The organism is Polaromonas sp. YR568, assembly GCF_943369415.1.
Lineage (GTDB): Bacteria > Pseudomonadota > Gammaproteobacteria > Burkholderiales > Burkholderiaceae_C > Polaromonas.
This window is the reverse complement of sequence record NZ_CALRNF020000037.1, coordinates 1-14067: the sequence shown is the minus strand read 5'-3', so window position 1 is coordinate 14067 and position 14067 is coordinate 1. Positions and strand designations below refer to the sequence as shown.

14 protein-coding genes are annotated in these 14067 nt (G+C 64.9%); 9 read left to right on the top strand and 5 right to left on the bottom strand.

Features of this window, described 5'->3' with window-relative positions; all coding sequences use genetic code 11:
• Positions 1-234: 234 nt before the first annotated feature.
• The 5 genes from ptsP to ACLV74_RS20525 are packed head-to-tail and all read right to left on the bottom strand — an operon-like array spanning position 235 to position 4507.
• Positions 235-2001: a phosphoenolpyruvate--protein phosphotransferase gene (gene ptsP / locus ACLV74_RS20545; RefSeq protein ID WP_411881273.1), complete on the bottom strand. Its 1767-nt coding sequence runs from the start codon at positions 1999-2001 to the stop codon at positions 235-237.
• A complete protein-coding gene (locus ACLV74_RS20540) occupies positions 1998-2267 on the bottom strand; it encodes an HPr family phosphocarrier protein (RefSeq protein ID WP_411881272.1) in 270 nt (89 codons plus the stop codon). Before ACLV74_RS20540 ends, ptsP begins: the two co-directional genes overlap by 4 nt.
• A complete protein-coding gene (locus ACLV74_RS20535; RefSeq protein ID WP_411881271.1) occupies positions 2236-2679 on the bottom strand; it encodes a PTS sugar transporter subunit IIA in 444 nt (147 codons plus the stop codon). The genes ACLV74_RS20540 and ACLV74_RS20535 overlap by 32 nt, the downstream gene beginning before the upstream one ends.
• Positions 2676-3983 (bottom strand): MFS transporter, encoded by a 1308-nt coding sequence (locus ACLV74_RS20530; RefSeq protein ID WP_411881270.1) that lies wholly within the window; start codon positions 3981-3983, stop codon positions 2676-2678. Before ACLV74_RS20530 ends, ACLV74_RS20535 begins: the two co-directional genes overlap by 4 nt.
• 5 nt (positions 3984-3988) lie before the next feature.
• Entirely contained in the window at positions 3989-4507 is a 519-nt protein-coding gene (locus ACLV74_RS20525) for a hypothetical protein (RefSeq protein ID WP_411881269.1), read from the bottom strand.
• Positions 4508-4723: 216 nt separating this feature from the next.
• On the opposite strand from ACLV74_RS20525, the gene ACLV74_RS20520 reads away from it, so the two are divergent.
• From ACLV74_RS20520 to cynS, 9 genes are all read left to right on the top strand, one after another.
• Complete coding sequence (locus ACLV74_RS20520; RefSeq protein WP_411881268.1) at positions 4724-5314, top strand: hypothetical protein; 591 nt, start codon at positions 4724-4726, stop codon at positions 5312-5314.
• A gap of 41 nt (positions 5315-5355) precedes the next feature.
• The gene (locus tag ACLV74_RS20515; protein WP_411881267.1) at positions 5356-7152 is read left to right on the top strand and encodes a heparinase II/III family protein; all 1797 of its coding nucleotides are present in this window, start codon (positions 5356-5358) and stop codon (positions 7150-7152) included.
• A gap of 93 nt (positions 7153-7245) precedes the next feature.
• Positions 7246-8496, top strand: a complete 1251-nt coding sequence (locus ACLV74_RS20510) for a PAS domain S-box protein (protein WP_411881266.1) — start codon at positions 7246-7248, stop codon at positions 8494-8496.
• 8 nt (positions 8497-8504) lie between these two features.
• A complete protein-coding gene (locus ACLV74_RS20505; protein ID WP_411881265.1) occupies positions 8505-9164 on the top strand; it encodes a response regulator in 660 nt (219 codons plus the stop codon).
• Positions 9165-9299: 135 nt separating this feature from the next.
• On the top strand, positions 9300-9719 hold the full coding sequence (locus ACLV74_RS20500) for a CBS domain-containing protein (protein WP_411881264.1): 420 nt from the start codon (positions 9300-9302) through the stop codon (positions 9717-9719).
• Between the two features lie 296 nt (positions 9720-10015).
• Positions 10016-11419 (top strand): CmpA/NrtA family ABC transporter substrate-binding protein, encoded by a 1404-nt coding sequence (locus tag ACLV74_RS20495; protein ID WP_411881263.1) that lies wholly within the window; start codon positions 10016-10018, stop codon positions 11417-11419.
• A gap of 155 nt (positions 11420-11574) precedes the next feature.
• A complete protein-coding gene (gene ntrB, locus ACLV74_RS20490) occupies positions 11575-12444 on the top strand; it encodes a nitrate ABC transporter permease (protein ID WP_411881262.1) in 870 nt (289 codons plus the stop codon).
• Positions 12434-13282: an ABC transporter ATP-binding protein gene (locus tag ACLV74_RS20485; protein WP_411881261.1), complete on the top strand. Its 849-nt coding sequence runs from the start codon at positions 12434-12436 to the stop codon at positions 13280-13282. The genes ntrB and ACLV74_RS20485 overlap by 11 nt, the downstream gene beginning before the upstream one ends.
• A gap of 49 nt (positions 13283-13331) precedes the next feature.
• Positions 13332-13775 carry a cyanase gene (gene cynS / locus ACLV74_RS20480; RefSeq protein ID WP_411881260.1) on the top strand — a complete coding sequence of 148 codons (444 nt, stop codon included), beginning with the start codon at positions 13332-13334 and terminating at the stop codon, positions 13773-13775.
• Positions 13776-14067 lie beyond the last annotated feature (292 nt).

Below are 14067 nucleotides of genomic sequence, written 5' to 3'. Positions count from 1 at the left end.
AAGAGCCTTGTGAAAGTGGTTGAGGTTCTTCATGGTGCCCGCGCCGGGCGCGCGGGTGTTGTCGCGCCGGTTGCAGCATGTTTCGCTTTGTTTCGGCGGGGGCGGTGCACATCTGTCGACCCGACGCGCGCGATTCCATTTCCAATTCGCTGCGAGAGTAGGCGCGCCGCCGCAGACAGTGCTACAGCACGGCAAGGCGGCGCAACAACCTATCGCAGCGAATTGGGAATGGAATCAATCCTGAAGCAGTGCCGCCGGATCTTCGCTGGCAAGCACCTTCGCGGCCCAGGGCTGCAGCTTGCTGGCGTCGGCGCGCAGGATCTGCTGCTTGACCGCCAGGATTTGCGAGGGGTGCATGGAAAAACTGCGCAGGCCCAGGCCCAGCAGCAGCCGCGTCATGCTGATGTCACCGGCCATTTCACCGCAGACGCTGACACCCTTGCCCTGGGCATCGCATTCGGCAATCGTGTCGGCGATCAGCCGCAGCACTGCCGGGTGGCAGGGGTCGTACAGGTGCGACACCGCCTCGTCGGCGCGGTCTATGGCCAGCGTGTACTGGATCAGGTCGTTGGTGCCTATCGACAGGAAGTCGAAGTACTTCAGGAAGAGTTTGAGCGTGAGCGCGGCGGCCGGGATTTCAATCATCGCGCCCAAGCGCACCGGGCCGTAGGGAATGCCGGTGTTGTCGAGCAGCGCGCGCGCATGGTCTATCAGCGCCATGGTCTGGCGGATCTCTGTGGCGTGCGCCAGCATGGGCACCAGCAGGTTGACCTGGCCGTGCGCGGCCGCGCGCAGGATGGCGCGCAACTGCGTGAGGAACATGGGCGGGTCCGCCAGGCTCCAGCGGATGGCGCGCAGGCCCAGCGCCGGGTTCAGGTGGGTGTCCTGCGCCTTGGCGTGGCGGTCCAGCGGCTTGTCCGAGCCGATGTCCACCGTGCGTATGGTCACCGGCAGGCCCTGCATGCCCTCGATGGCCTTGCGGTAGGCCTGGTACTGCTCTTCCTCGTCCGGCAGCTTGCCGCTGCGTCCCATGAACAGGAACTCGCTGCGGAACAGCCCCACGCCGACCGCGCCGGCCGCCACCGCGCCCACGGTGTCCTCGGGCATCTCGATGTTGGCCAGCAGTTCCACGCGCTGCCCGTCAATCGTCAACGAGGGCGTGTTCTTCAGGCGGTTCAGGCGCTGGCGCTCGAGCTCGCCCTGGCGCTGCTTGAAGCCGTACTCGGCCAGGATGATGGGCGACGGGTCGACGATCAGCACACCGGCGTCACCGTCGATGATGACCCAGTCGTCCTGCTTGATCAGCTGGCTGGCGCTGCGCGCGCCCACCACGGCCGGGATGTCCATGCTGCGCGCCACGATGGCGGTGTGCGAGGTCTTGCCGCCCACGTCGGTGGCAAAACCCGCGAACAGGCTTTGCTTGAACTGCAGCATGTCGGCCGGCGAGATGTCGTGCGCCACCAGCACCAGCGGCACGTCGGTGGTGTCGTCCAGCAGCAGGTCCTGCTGCGACAGCTTGCGCCCCGCGCCCGCCTGGGCCGCGGGCTGCACCGGCGAGGCCACGCCCTTCATGTGGCGCAGGATGCGCTCGACGACCTGCTCGAGGTCGGCCTTGCGCTCGCGCAGGTACTCGTCCTCCATGTCGTCGAACTGGCGCGCGATGATTTCGTACTGCGTGGTCAGCGCCCACTCGGCGTTGTAGTGACGGTCGGTGATCCAGTGCTTCACGCCGCTGATCAGCTGCTCGTCCTGCAGCAGCATCAGGTGCACGTCCAGCAGCGCGGCCAGCTCGTGCGGCGCGTCCTTGGGAAGGTCTTGCTGCAGGCGCGTGATTTCCTCCATCACCGCGTTGCGCGACACCCGCACGCGCGTGATCTCGTCCAGCGTCCTGTCGGGTTCAATGAAATAGTGCGCGACGTCGGCGCGGCTGGAGGCCACGAGCACGGCACGGCCTATCGCGATCCCTCGCGAGACAGCCAGGCCATGAACGGAAAAGGTCACTCGCCTTCCCCAAATTTGTCGGCGATCAGCGCAAGGATCGCATCCATGGCGGCCTGCTCGTCGTTGCCGTTGGTCTCCACCTCCACGGTGCTGCCCAGGCCGGCGGCCAGCATCATCACACCCATGATGCTTTTGGCGTTGACGCGGCGCTCGCCCTTGCTCATCCAGACTTCGCAGCCGAAGCTGCCGGCGAGTTTGGTGAGCTTGGCGGAGGCGCGGGCGTGCAGGCCCAGCTTATTGTTGATGCTCGTGCTGGTCTTTATCATGGTTTCGGCGTACCTGGTTTTGCGGAGCGGTGATGGCCACCTGCATCACGCCCTGCGTGGCCCCGATGAGGGCGCGCGCCACCAGGGCGTCGAGCGACTCGTGCCGGTAGGAGATGGTGCGCAGCAGCATGGGCAGGTTGATGCCGGTGATGAGTTTGGAATGAACGCCGTCGACCAGCTTTTGCGCCACGTTGCAGGGCGTGGCGCCGAACACGTCGACCAGCACCAGCGCATGCGAGGTGCCCAGCTGCGCCAGCATGATGCGCGCCTGCGCCAGGGTTTCCTCGGGCGGCATGTTGGGCTGCACGTCCAGCGCGGCGACGCCGGGCGCGTTGTCGGGGAACACATGCAGCACGCACTGGCGCAGGGCGGAGGCCAGCGGGGCGTGGGCGATGATGAAGATGCCGTTCATGGGTTTTCGGGTTCGACTGAATTATCGGCGCTGACACTGAGGAAATACCCATATGAGGCGATACAACAACACAATAACACCCCCATGGCCGCCTGGAAACTCGCCACCTGCGCCAGGCCCAGGGCGGCGAACACGTCGATCAGCAGGCCTATGCCCCACTGCACGACGAACACGCCGGAAAAAATCATGAGGTTGTAGCCCGACATCGCCCGGCCCGCCAGCGCGGGCTTGAAGGCCATGCCCACCGCCGGCTGCGCCAGGCCCAGCACGCTGCAGCTCATGCAGAACAGGGCCCAGCCCAGCCAGCCGGCCGAGCTGCCGGCCGCGATGTTGGCCGCCAGCACCGCCAGGCTCAGGGGCACGCCCCAGGCGATCAGCCGCGTCGCCGCCCAGCCGTGGCGCGACAGCCAGGGGTTGACCATGCCCCAGCTCCAGAAGGTCACCAGCATGGTGGCGTTGATATAGAACAGGCCGGTCGCCGCCTCCAGCGGCGTGTAGCCCGCGACCTTGACCATCCACGGGCCGGCCCACAAAGTCTGCACCGCGACCAGCCCGCCGTAATGGAAAAAAGCCAGCGGCGTCATCTTGCGGAAATAGCGGCTGCGCCAGATGGGCGCGTAACCCGTCTCCGCTTCGGCCCCCGCCGTTGCCGCCGGCGCGGCGCCATGGCCCAGCTTCCACGTCGGCACCACCCAGGCGATGGCCGCCATGCACAGCAGAATCATCGCCGCCAGGATCCAGAACATGGGGCGCCAGCCCGTCACCGGCATCAGCCACTGCACCGGCAAGGTGGAGGCCAGCATGCCCAGGGAGCCCGTCATCAGCATCCAGGAGTTGGCGCGCAGCACCGTGCCCGGCTCGAACCAGCGGCGAAAACCCGTGAGCGGCGCCATCAGGCAGGCGCTCACGCCCATGCCCACCAGCACGCGCGCGGCCAGCAGCCAGGCGAAGCTGGTCGCCAGCGAGAACGCCAGGCAGCCCAGCACGGCCACACCCAAAAAGCACAGGATCACGCGCTTGGGTCCGTGCCGGTCCAGCCAGGTGCCCAGCGGCAATTGCGTGGCGGCAAAACCCAGGAAGTAACCGCCGGCCAGCAGCCCCAGGTCGCGCGCATGCAGCGAGAAGTCCTGCGTCAGCACCGGCGACAGCGTCGCGGTGATGGCCCGCACCAGGGCCGAACAGAAATAGGCGGCGGCAAAGGCCAGGAACACGATGGCGCCGGTCCAGGCGTCCAGCCGGCCTGCGTCTGAAGCGGCGGGCGAGGAGTTGCGCGCCGCGGACAGGGAGGTTTGGGCGGTCGTCATTCGAATCACTCGAACTTGAGGCTGGAGAAAAAGGTCTCGGCCACCTCGGGCGCGATGCGCGCCGAATACAGCACCACCTGAAAGACCTGCGAACCCTGCGCGAAGTAAGCCGCCTGCCCGCTGACCGCCGCGCCGTCGGCGCGGCTGCCCTGGGCTTTGACCAGCACGGCGGCCGCACCGGGAATCTTGAGCGGCGACACCTGCACGGACTCAGGCCCGGCCTTCATATTGGCCAGCGTCAGGCTTTGCCACTGCGCCAGCACCGTGGCGGCCTGGGCCGCATCGGCCAGCTGCGCCACCGCGACCGCAAAAGTCGCATCACCGGCATCGCAGCCCAGCATGGACAGCGGCGTCGCCGGCCCGCCCAGGGGCACGGTTTTTTCGGCCTTGTCGGGCTTGCAAGGCAGCAGCAGCGCCAGGCGCGTGCCCTCGGGCCGCACTTCGCGCCAGTTCAGGGCGGGGCTGCAGGCGGCGAGCACGGCCGTGGCGAGCAAAAGGCCGCCGGCCCGAAAAATCGTAAGCATGCCTTGGACTTTACAGGGATTCAAGCCTGGAGGCAGCGTTTTGCACCGCTTTGGCGCGCAGGAGGCATCCGGCCTTGCACCAAGCTGGGCACGTTGTTTCCTCATGTTTGGCATGTGCCCGCAATCGGTATTCAAGAAGCTCCGGACTTCGCGCGCCAGGATGCGACCCAACAACCATAGCGGCCCGAACAGGGCCCTGGCTTGATAAGCTCGGTGATGATGATCAATTTCAAAACACCCCTGTTCATGGCCGCGATACTGCTATGCGCCGCAAGCCCCGCCTGGGCTTTGGAGTTGCAGAACCAGAATTTCAGCGACGATGAAATTTTCTCGGCGGTCGTCAACCGGTTTAAAAAGCCGCTTCTGCACCGGTTCAACCCTGCCGCCGCAAGCGAACGGCAACCCCTGCTGGTGCTGGGCCCCGCGCTGAAATTCGGCAAAAAAATCCAGTCCGACTCATTTACCCACCTGACGCAGCAAGAGCTGGTGGCGGAACAACAGGCCGTTTTTATCCTGATCGCCAATGCGCGCCCGGACCCTGAGCACAACGCGCTCTATGTGGACTACGACATCCCGAGCAATGCGTCTTTTGGCGTGCTGAAGGTCTACCCCAAGGAGGGCGTGCTGGTGGCTGAAACCCACGACAGCTTCCGCTCGTCCTCGGGGGCAAGGGCCACCTACGGCAAGCTGTACAAAGGTGTGGGCTGCCGGGACAACACGGAAATGGCGTATCGCTGGAACTACTACATACGCAATGGCGCCAACGGGCGGTGCCCTGACAAGATGTTCACTGAGTTTACGGATTAGTTAAACCTCAGCTCAGGCTGCCAAGCTGCAGGACAAATAGCATGCCTTTCAAACGCCGTGATTTTCTTGCTGCGATGGTTCCAGTCGCCGCACAGTTGACGGGGTGCGCAGGCATGCCGGCGATGACCGGATCGTCTCCGACAGTTCAGGCTCGCCCACCCCTGCTTGCAAGCGAAAGCGATTGGTCTTCCCTGCCTGATCGATGCAAAGCCGACCCTGATCTTGGCCGTTTCACCGCGGCACTGCTGGCACGCGCCCGCACCGACATCGCCCTGCCTCCGCTAGCGCACACACTCGAGGACGGCCGCCTGCTGGGTGTTTCGCGCGAGTTCATTCGCCGAAGCCTGCAGTGGGCTTTCGCTTACCGCGTGACAAGGGAGCGGGTTTTCCTGGACCGCGCCCGGCACGAAATGCTCGCCGTCGCCGCATTCAGTGACTGGCATCCGGATCCCTTCCTGGACCTCGCCGAGATGACCACGGGCATGGCCATTTCCTGCAGCTGGCTTTTCAACGACCTGTCGGACTATGACCGGGCCGCCTTGCGCGCCGCGATTGTCGACAAGGGCATTGCCCAGGCGCGCAACGGCCACAGAACGTTCAGGTCCACCAACAACTGGAACCAGGTTTGCATCGGCAGCATGGTCCTGGGGGCGCTGGCGGTGGAGGAAGATGAACCCGCCCTTGCCGCCGACCTCCTCGCGGCGGCACGTCAAGGCGTGTTTATCGGACTGAATGCCTACCGGCCGGATGGTGTCTACCCGGAGGGACCGGACTACTGGAGCTATGGAAGCAGCTACACGGTGCTGCTGGCCGCTGCACTGCGCGACACCAGGGACGGCGACTGGGGCTTGCTCGATGCGCCTGGCTTCAAGCGCAGTGCGGAGTTCTATGCACACGCCATCGGCCCGTCCGGGAAATATTTCGACTTTGCCGACAGCAACGAGACGCAGGGCCTGCCATGCGCCATCGTCTACCTGGCCCGTGAGCTGGACCAGCCCGCGCTGTTGACGGCCAAGCGCCAGATGATCCGCAACGGGCAGGGCCTGTCTGACCGCTTCGCGCCTCTGTCGGTGTTGTGGTGGCCCACAAAAACAGGTGGAAATACCGCGCCCACAAGTTTCTCGGGCCAGGGGGCGCAGCCGCTCGCCATCTGGCGTTCATCATGGTCCGATCCAGACGCGTGGTGGTTCGCCATCAAGGCGGGCGGAGCGGCGCACAGCCATGCGCACATGGATGCAGGCAGTTTTGTGCTCGACCTGGATGGCCTGCGATGGGCCAAGGACCTCGGCGCGCAGGACTACGGCAGCCTGGAATCACGCGGCATAGACCTGTGGAACATGAAGCGGGAGTCGTCACGCTGGCAGGTCTTCAGGCTGTCAGCCGAAGCGCACAACACACTCACACTGGGCGGCCAGGCACACAGCGTCCGTGGCATGGCCACGCTGCGCATGGTTGACGAGCGTGAGGCCTTGATAGACCTGACCGCCGCGCTGTTACCGGGCCAGGTCACGCAGGCCACACGCCGCGCCCGGTTTCTGGGTGATGCGGTGCAACTTGACGACGAGCTTCTCGGCGCCCGCCCGGGCAGCACGGTCCGGTGGGCGATGGCCACCGAGGCGGAGGTCAGGCTGGAGGGCACTACCGCGTTTCTGACGCAAAAGGGCAAGCGACTGACCGTGCAGTTTGAAGGCAACGCAATCCAGCTGGACGTGCTCGATATCTCGGCGCCCCGCCGCGACTTCGACCAGCCGAACCCCAACGTTCGCCAGCTGGTGGTGTCCGGAAAGCCCGGGGCAGACGGCAGCTGGAAACTGGGGGCCCGCTTTTCGCGAGGCTAGGCCCGGCAGTTTGGCCGGTCTTCGCACCGCTTTGGCGCACCTTGCAGGCCAAAGCCCGCACCAAGCTGGGCACGCGGCTTGCTAATGCAGTGCATGTTTGAAGACATCGCCATTCCGGTTATGCCCGTCACAGCGACCACGCCGGTGACGCCGCCCACCCACCTTCCCGGCGTGAACCAGCCGCTCTGGCGCGACCGGCTGTCGCAACTGCTCGAATCGACCGGCGAGGGCATCTTTGGCATCGACATGGATGGCTGCTGCACTTTTATCAACCGGGCCGGCGCCGAGCAGCTGGGCTACGCGCCCGAACAGGTGCTGGGCCGCAACATGCACGAGCTGGCCCACCACACGCATGCCGGCGGCGCCCACTACCCCGTGCAGCTGTGCCCCATCTTCAACGCTTTCCGCAAGGCCCTGCCCTGCCGCATCGACAGCGAACTCTTCTGGCGCCAGGACGGCAGCGCCTTCGCGGTCGAGTATTCCTCTTACCCCATCGTCGAAGGCGGCGTGGTGCAGGGCGCGGTGGTCACCTTTGTCGACATCTCGGCGCGCCGCCAGGCCGAAGATGCCTTGCGCCAGGCGCATGCGGTGCTGGAGCAGCGCGTGAGCGAACGCACGCACGCGCTGTCGGAAGCGCTGCAGCACCTGCGCGAACTCACCGCCTACACCCACAGCGTGCGCGAGGAAGAGCGCACCCGCATCGCGCGCGAGGTGCACGACGAGCTCGGCAGCCTGCTGGTGGCCCTCAAGATGGACGTGGGCTGGCTGGACAAGCGCCTTGGCGAGCAGCAGCAGCGCGAGCCCGACGCGGCCCAGGCCATGCGCGACACCATGCGCCACAAATGCCAGAACATGGGCCGGCTGATTGAAAGCGCGGTCGACAACGTGGGCCGCATCATCACCGACCTGCGCCCCAGCATCCTGGACCACCAGGGCCTGTGGGCCGCGCTGGACTGGCAGGCGCACGAGTTCGTGCAGTCGGCCGAGCTGGCGCTGGACTGGCAGATGGACGTGGCCGGCGCCGCGCCGCTGCCCGAGCCCTCGGCGATCGCCATCTTCCGCATCTTCCAGGAAATGCTCAGCAACGTGGGCCGGCATGCGGCCGCCAGCGAGGTCGCCATCCGCATCCGGGCCGACGCGGCCGGCATCAGCATCGCAGTGCAGGACAACGGCCGGGGCGCCGAAGCCGCAGCCTTTGAAGCGGCCGACGCCTACGGCGTGATGGGCATGCGCGAACGCGCCCGCCACCTGGGCGGCAGCCTGGAGATCAGCAGCGAAGTCGGCCGCGGCTCCCTCTTCCACCTGCGCATCGCACTGCCCGCCGAAGCCGCCAACCCGCCGTGACCTCCGCCATGAACACCCTCAAAATCCTGATCGGCGACGACCACCGCATCGTCCGCGAAGGCCTCAAGCAGGTGCTGGCCGATGCGCCCGAGATTGAAGTGGCCGCCGAGGCCGAGACCGGCCCCGACGTGCTGCTGCGCGTCGAAGCCCTGGGCGGCGACACGGGCCTGGACGCGGTGCTGCTGGACATCGCCCTGCCCGACCGCGACGGCCTGGACGTGCTGCAGGCGCTGAAAAAAAGCTGGCCGCGCCTGCCGGTGCTGATGCTCAGCACCTACCCTGAAAAGCAATACGCCGTGCGCTGCATCAAGCTGGGCGCGGCCGGCTACCTGAACAAAAGCGCCAACCCCGACGACATGATCGCCGCGGTGCGCAAGGTGGCGGCGGGCGGCCTCTACGTTTCAGCCGCCACCGCCGAGGCGCTGGCCAGCGCGGTCGGCGGCAGCGGCGGGCGCAGCGGCGCCGAAGCCCTGTCGCACCGCGAACACCAGGTGTTCCGGCTGCTCACGGCCGGCAAGTCCGTCGGCGAGATCGGCACGCAACTGGGCCTGGCGTCCAACACCGTCAGCACCTACCGGCTGCGCATCCTCGAAAAAACCGGCGCCAAAAACGACGTGGAGCTGGCGCTGTATGCCGAGCGCCACGGCAAGGCGCCGTCCGGCGCCTGAGGGCGGAAGCTCGCACGGCCTTGTCCTACGGCCGCTTGGGTGCCCCTTGACTCACATCACACGCGCTCTCCGGTCATGCTGGCTGCAGGCGGCGATGTCTCGCCCCAGCCCCAACCCCCTCCAAGGAAGATTTTTATGACCACCGTGAACGACGTGATGACCCGCAATGTGCGGACCCTGGCCCCCGGCGCTACCGTGGCCGACGCCGCGAAAGCCATGCGCGAGCTCAACGTGGGCGTGATCCCCGTGTGCGAGGGCGACAAGCTGCTCGGCCTGGTGACCGACCGCGACATCGTACTGCGCGCCGTGGCAGAGGGGCTGGACGGCGGCACGCCGCTGTCCACCGTGATGAGCACCGACGTACGCACGGCGCGCGAAACCGACGACCTCGACACCGTCCTCGCGGACATGGCGTCCCGCCAGATCCGCCGCCTGCCGGTGCTGGACGGCTCGCAGCGCCTGGCCGGCATCATTTCCATCGGCGACATCGCGGTCAAGGGCCAGGACGAAGAGGATGTGGGGCAGTCGCTGGCCGATATCTCCGCCCCGGCCTGAGCGCGACGGCGGGTTGCCGACGTGCAGCCTGCGCGAATTTGGTGCGGCGCTGACATTCCCGCGCCGCGGTGAGCCGGCGCGGCGCCGCTGAACTTCAAAACAAGCCATCAAACTCCGCCGACAGCGCGCGCAAAAGTGGCATGGCGGCTCCGCCGCGCCGTTTTTGTAGTGGACGCCCTACACGCTGTCATCGCATCCACAGCGAAATGCGGCTCCTGCCGCCGTTTCGCCAAAACCGGCCCAAAGTGGCCCGCTGCTTGCAAGACAGCCGCATCTTCCAACGAAAGGTGCGCGCCATGTCTGAATTCTTTTCTCCCTACGACGCCGACCAGCCCCTGATGCTCAAGTGCAGCTGCGGCAAGGACCACAGCGCGGCCGACCACCACGCCGCCGTGGCCGCCGATGCCGCCGCCGTCGAGTTGCGCAAGCGCAGCCTGAGCAGCGAGTTCGAAGCCTATTCCAACGAGTTCATCGAGGCCACGCTGGTCAAGGCCCTGTTCCCGCAGGACGAGGTGCGCCGCCGCTTCCTGCGCGCCGTCGGCAAGGGCACGGCCATGGCCGCCATCGCCAGCGTGCTGCCCGTGGCCAGCATGCAGGCCATGGCCCAGGAAAAAGGCAAGCTCGAAAAAACCAACCTCAAGATCGGCTTCATCCCCATCACCTGCGCCACGCCGCTCATCATGGCCCACCCCCTGGGCTTCTACAAGCAGCAAGGCCTGGAAGTCGAAGTCACCAAGACCGCCGGCTGGGCGCTGATACGCGACAAGATGATCAACAAGGAATACGACGCCACGCATTTCCTGTCGCCCATGCCGCTGGCGATTTCCATGGGCCTGGGCTCCACCGCCACGCCCATGAACGTGGCCACCATCCAGAACATCAACGGCCAGGCCATCACGCTGGCGCTCAAGCACAAGAACAACCGCGACCCCAAGAACTGGAAAGGCTTCAAGTTCGCGATCCCGTTTGAGTACTCGATGCACAACTTTTTGTTGCGCTACTACCTGGCCGAAGCCGGCCTCAACCCCGACACCGACGTGCAGCTGCGCGTGGTGCCACCGGCCGAAATGGTGGCCAACCTGCGCGCCGGCAACATCGACGGCTTCCTCGGCCCCGATCCGTTCAACCAGCGCGCGGTCTACGAAGAAGTCGGTTTCATCCACCTGCTGACCAAGGACATCTGGAACGGCCACCCCTGCTGCGCCTTCGGCACCTCCACCGAATTCATCCAGAAGAACCCCAACACCTTTGCCGCGCTCTACCGCGCGGTGCTGACGGCCGCCGCCATGGCGCGCGACCCGAAAAACCGCGAGCTGATCGCCAAGGTGATCGCACCGCAGGCCTACCTGAACCAGCCCGAGGCCGTGCTGCAACAGGTGCTGACCGGCAAGTTCGCCGACGGCCTGGGCAACATCCAGACCGTGCCCGACCGCGCCGACTTCGACCCCATGCCCTGGCAGTCCATGGCGGTGTGGATGCTCACGCAGATGAAACGCTGGGGCTACGTCAAGGGCGAGGTCAACTACAAGCAGATCGCCGAGAAGGTCTTCCTGATCACCGACGCGAAGAAGTACATGAAGGAGCTGGGCCAGAAGGTGCCCGAGGGCAGCTATCCCAAGTTCACCATCATGGGCAAGGAGTTTGATGCGGCCAAGGCGGATGCTTATGCCAAGGGTTTTGCCATCAACAAAATGAGCTGAAAAGGATCTGTACTCCCTCTCCCTCCGGGAGAGGGTTGGGGTGAGGGCTCCCGCCCCGCACTCAACAACGGAGACCCGAATACCGAAGACCCTCACCCCCACCCTCTCCCAAGGGGCGAGGGAGCAAGACGACGAAGCCACCAAGCAATGACACCATGAACATTTTCAAAACCCTGGGCTTTCGCGCCGGCATTGTCTCGGCCTTGCTGCTGGTAGTCTTTGTCGCCATCTGGTATGCGGCCACGGCCTCGTCGGCCGGCACCGGCGCCGGCAGCGCGGGCATGACGGCCGAGCAGGTCGAGTACCAGAAGATGATGGGCAAGGACCCCGGCGCGGCCAAGGCCTCGGGCTTTCCCACGCCGATGCAGATGGGGGAAACCTTCGTGCAGCAGCTGCGCGACCCGTTTTACGACCGCGGCCCCAACGACAAGGGCATCGCCATCCAGCTGGGGCATTCACTGGCGCGCGTCGGCCTGGGCTTTTTCCTGGCTTGCCTGGTCGCGATTCCGCTGGGCTTTGTGATCGGCATGTCGCCGCTGCTGCGCCGCGCCTTCGACCCCTTCATCCAGGTGCTCAAGCCCATCTCGCCGCTGGCCTGGATGCCGCTGGCGCTCTACACCATCAAGGACTCCTCGACCTCCGGCATCTTTGTGATCTTTATCTGCTCGGTCTGGCCCATGCTGATCAACACCGCCTTCGGCGTGGCGTCCGTCAAGCGCGAATGGCTCAACGTGGCCAGCACGCTGGAGGTCAGCCCCCTGCGCAAGGCCTTCCAGGTGATCCTGCCCGCAGCCGCGCCCACCATATTGACCGGCATGCGCATCTCCATGGGCATCGCCTGGCTGGTCATCGTCGCCGCCGAGATGCTGGTGGGCGGCACCGGCATCGGCTACTTCGTCTGGAACGAGTGGAACAACCTCTCGCTCACCAACGTGATCTTCGCCATCCTGGTCATAGGCGTCGTCGGCATGCTGCTGGACCTGGCCTTTGCGCAGCTGCAGAAGGCGGTGACCTATGTGGAGTGAGCCTTCCACGCGCCTCCCCGTCGCCACACCACCGAAAGAACACATGCAGGGATTTCTCAAGATCGAAGGGCTCAGCAAGACCTTCACGCCCGGCAGGCCGGTGTTTGCCGACGTGTCCTTCAGCATCAGCAAGGGCGAGTTCGTCTGCATCATCGGCCACTCGGGCTGCGGCAAGACCACCATCCTCAACGTGCTGGCCGGGCTGGACAGCGCCACATCGGGCCACGTGTTCATGGAGAACCGCGAGATAGGCGGCCCCAGCCTGGAGCGCGGCGTGGTCTTCCAGAGCCACGCCCTCATGCCCTGGCTCACGGTGCGCAAGAACATCGCCTTCGCCGTCGTCTCGCGCTGGGCGGACTGGACCTCGGCCCAGGTCAACGCCCACGTCGAAAAATTCGTCGCCATGGTGGGCCTCTCGGCCGCCATCGACAAAAAACCTTCGCAGCTTTCAGGCGGCATGAAACAGCGCGTCGGCATCGCCCGCGCCTTCGCCATCCAGCCCAAGATGCTGTTGCTGGACGAACCCTTTGGCGCCCTGGACGCTCTGACACGCGGCACCATCCAGGACGAACTCATGACCATCGTGCGCCAGACGCAGCAGACGGTTTTCATGATCACCCACGACGTCGACGAAGCCATCCTGCTGGCCGACCGCATCCTCTTGATGAGCAACGGCACCGACAACGACGGCGTCTACGCGCCCGGCCGCATCGCCGAAGAAGTCATCAACCCGCTACCAAGGGAACGCACACGCGCCGGCCTGCACCACCTGCCCGGTTATTACGAGCTGCGCAACCACATCGTCGATTTCCTGGTCACACGCGCCAAGGCGCATTGACCGCTTCTTTCACTTTCCTTCACACCCACTTCAACACAGGAGCCAAACCATGAACCGCAACGACATCACCGAAAAAATCATCACCGTCAAAGTCAGCAAAGGCATCACCTGGGAATCCGTCGCCAAGAAGGTCGGCCTCAGCAAGGAATGGACAACCGCAGGCTGCCTGGGCCAGATGACCTTCGACGCCAAGCAGGCCAAAGTCATTGGCAAGATTTTTGGTTTGACGACGGAAGAACAAAAATGGCTGCAGGTCGTGCCCTACAAAGGCTCGCTGCCCACGCCCGTTCCCACAGACCCGCTGATCTACCGCTGGTATGAAATCGTCAGTGTCTACGGCACCACCATCAAGGAACTGATCCACGAAGAATTCGGCGACGGCATCATGAGTGCGATCGATTTCAGCATGGACATCGTGCGCCAGCCGGACCCCAAGGGCGACCGGGTCAATGTGGTGTTGTCGGGGAAGTTTTTGCCTTATAAGACTTATTGAAAAGGTTCGACTAATTGGGGTGGCCGCGTCGTGATGCGAACAGCACTTGTTCGATCAACTCAAGTCACCCGCGGAGGGGAGACGGTCTACCACAGTTTTCCTCTATACGGGCTGTCATCTGCCAAGGCGCTTAAGACAAGGGTTTGTTGAATTCCGTCGAAATCTGATCCACTTAACGCAGTAATTTCCATCCAAATCTGACCCACGTAGGCACTACCCTGCTTGTTTTAAAAGCAGGGGAAATTAGGAGTGATAGACGTGGCGACATTGAATGTCATCAGACGCTGGGCAT

Excerpts from the sequence above, each read along its gene's own strand:
- ACLV74_RS20535 (WP_411881271.1), bottom strand. The coding sequence starts at position 2,679 with ATGAACGGCATCTTCATCATCGCCCACGCCCCGCTGGCCTCCGCCCTG.
- ACLV74_RS20520 (WP_411881268.1), top strand. The coding sequence starts at position 4,724 with ATGATGATCAATTTCAAAACACCCCTGTTCATGGCCGCGATACTGCTA.
- ACLV74_RS20505 (WP_411881265.1), top strand. The coding sequence starts at position 8,505 with ATGAACACCCTCAAAATCCTGATCGGCGACGACCACCGCATCGTCCGC.
- ACLV74_RS20485 (WP_411881261.1), top strand. The coding sequence starts at position 12,434 with ATGTGGAGTGAGCCTTCCACGCGCCTCCCCGTCGCCACACCACCGAAA.
- ACLV74_RS20510 (WP_411881266.1), top strand. The coding sequence starts at position 7,246 with ATGTTTGAAGACATCGCCATTCCGGTTATGCCCGTCACAGCGACCACG.
- ACLV74_RS20495 (WP_411881263.1), top strand. The coding sequence starts at position 10,016 with ATGTCTGAATTCTTTTCTCCCTACGACGCCGACCAGCCCCTGATGCTC.
- ACLV74_RS20515 (WP_411881267.1), top strand. The coding sequence starts at position 5,356 with ATGCCTTTCAAACGCCGTGATTTTCTTGCTGCGATGGTTCCAGTCGCC.
- cynS (WP_411881260.1), top strand. The coding sequence starts at position 13,332 with ATGAACCGCAACGACATCACCGAAAAAATCATCACCGTCAAAGTCAGC.
- ntrB (WP_411881262.1), top strand. The coding sequence starts at position 11,575 with ATGAACATTTTCAAAACCCTGGGCTTTCGCGCCGGCATTGTCTCGGCC.
- ACLV74_RS20500 (WP_411881264.1), top strand. The coding sequence starts at position 9,300 with ATGACCACCGTGAACGACGTGATGACCCGCAATGTGCGGACCCTGGCC.
- ACLV74_RS20525 (WP_411881269.1), bottom strand. The coding sequence starts at position 4,507 with ATGCTTACGATTTTTCGGGCCGGCGGCCTTTTGCTCGCCACGGCCGTG.
- ACLV74_RS20530 (WP_411881270.1), bottom strand. The coding sequence starts at position 3,983 with ATGACGACCGCCCAAACCTCCCTGTCCGCGGCGCGCAACTCCTCGCCC.
- ACLV74_RS20540 (WP_411881272.1), bottom strand. The coding sequence starts at position 2,267 with ATGATAAAGACCAGCACGAGCATCAACAATAAGCTGGGCCTGCACGCC.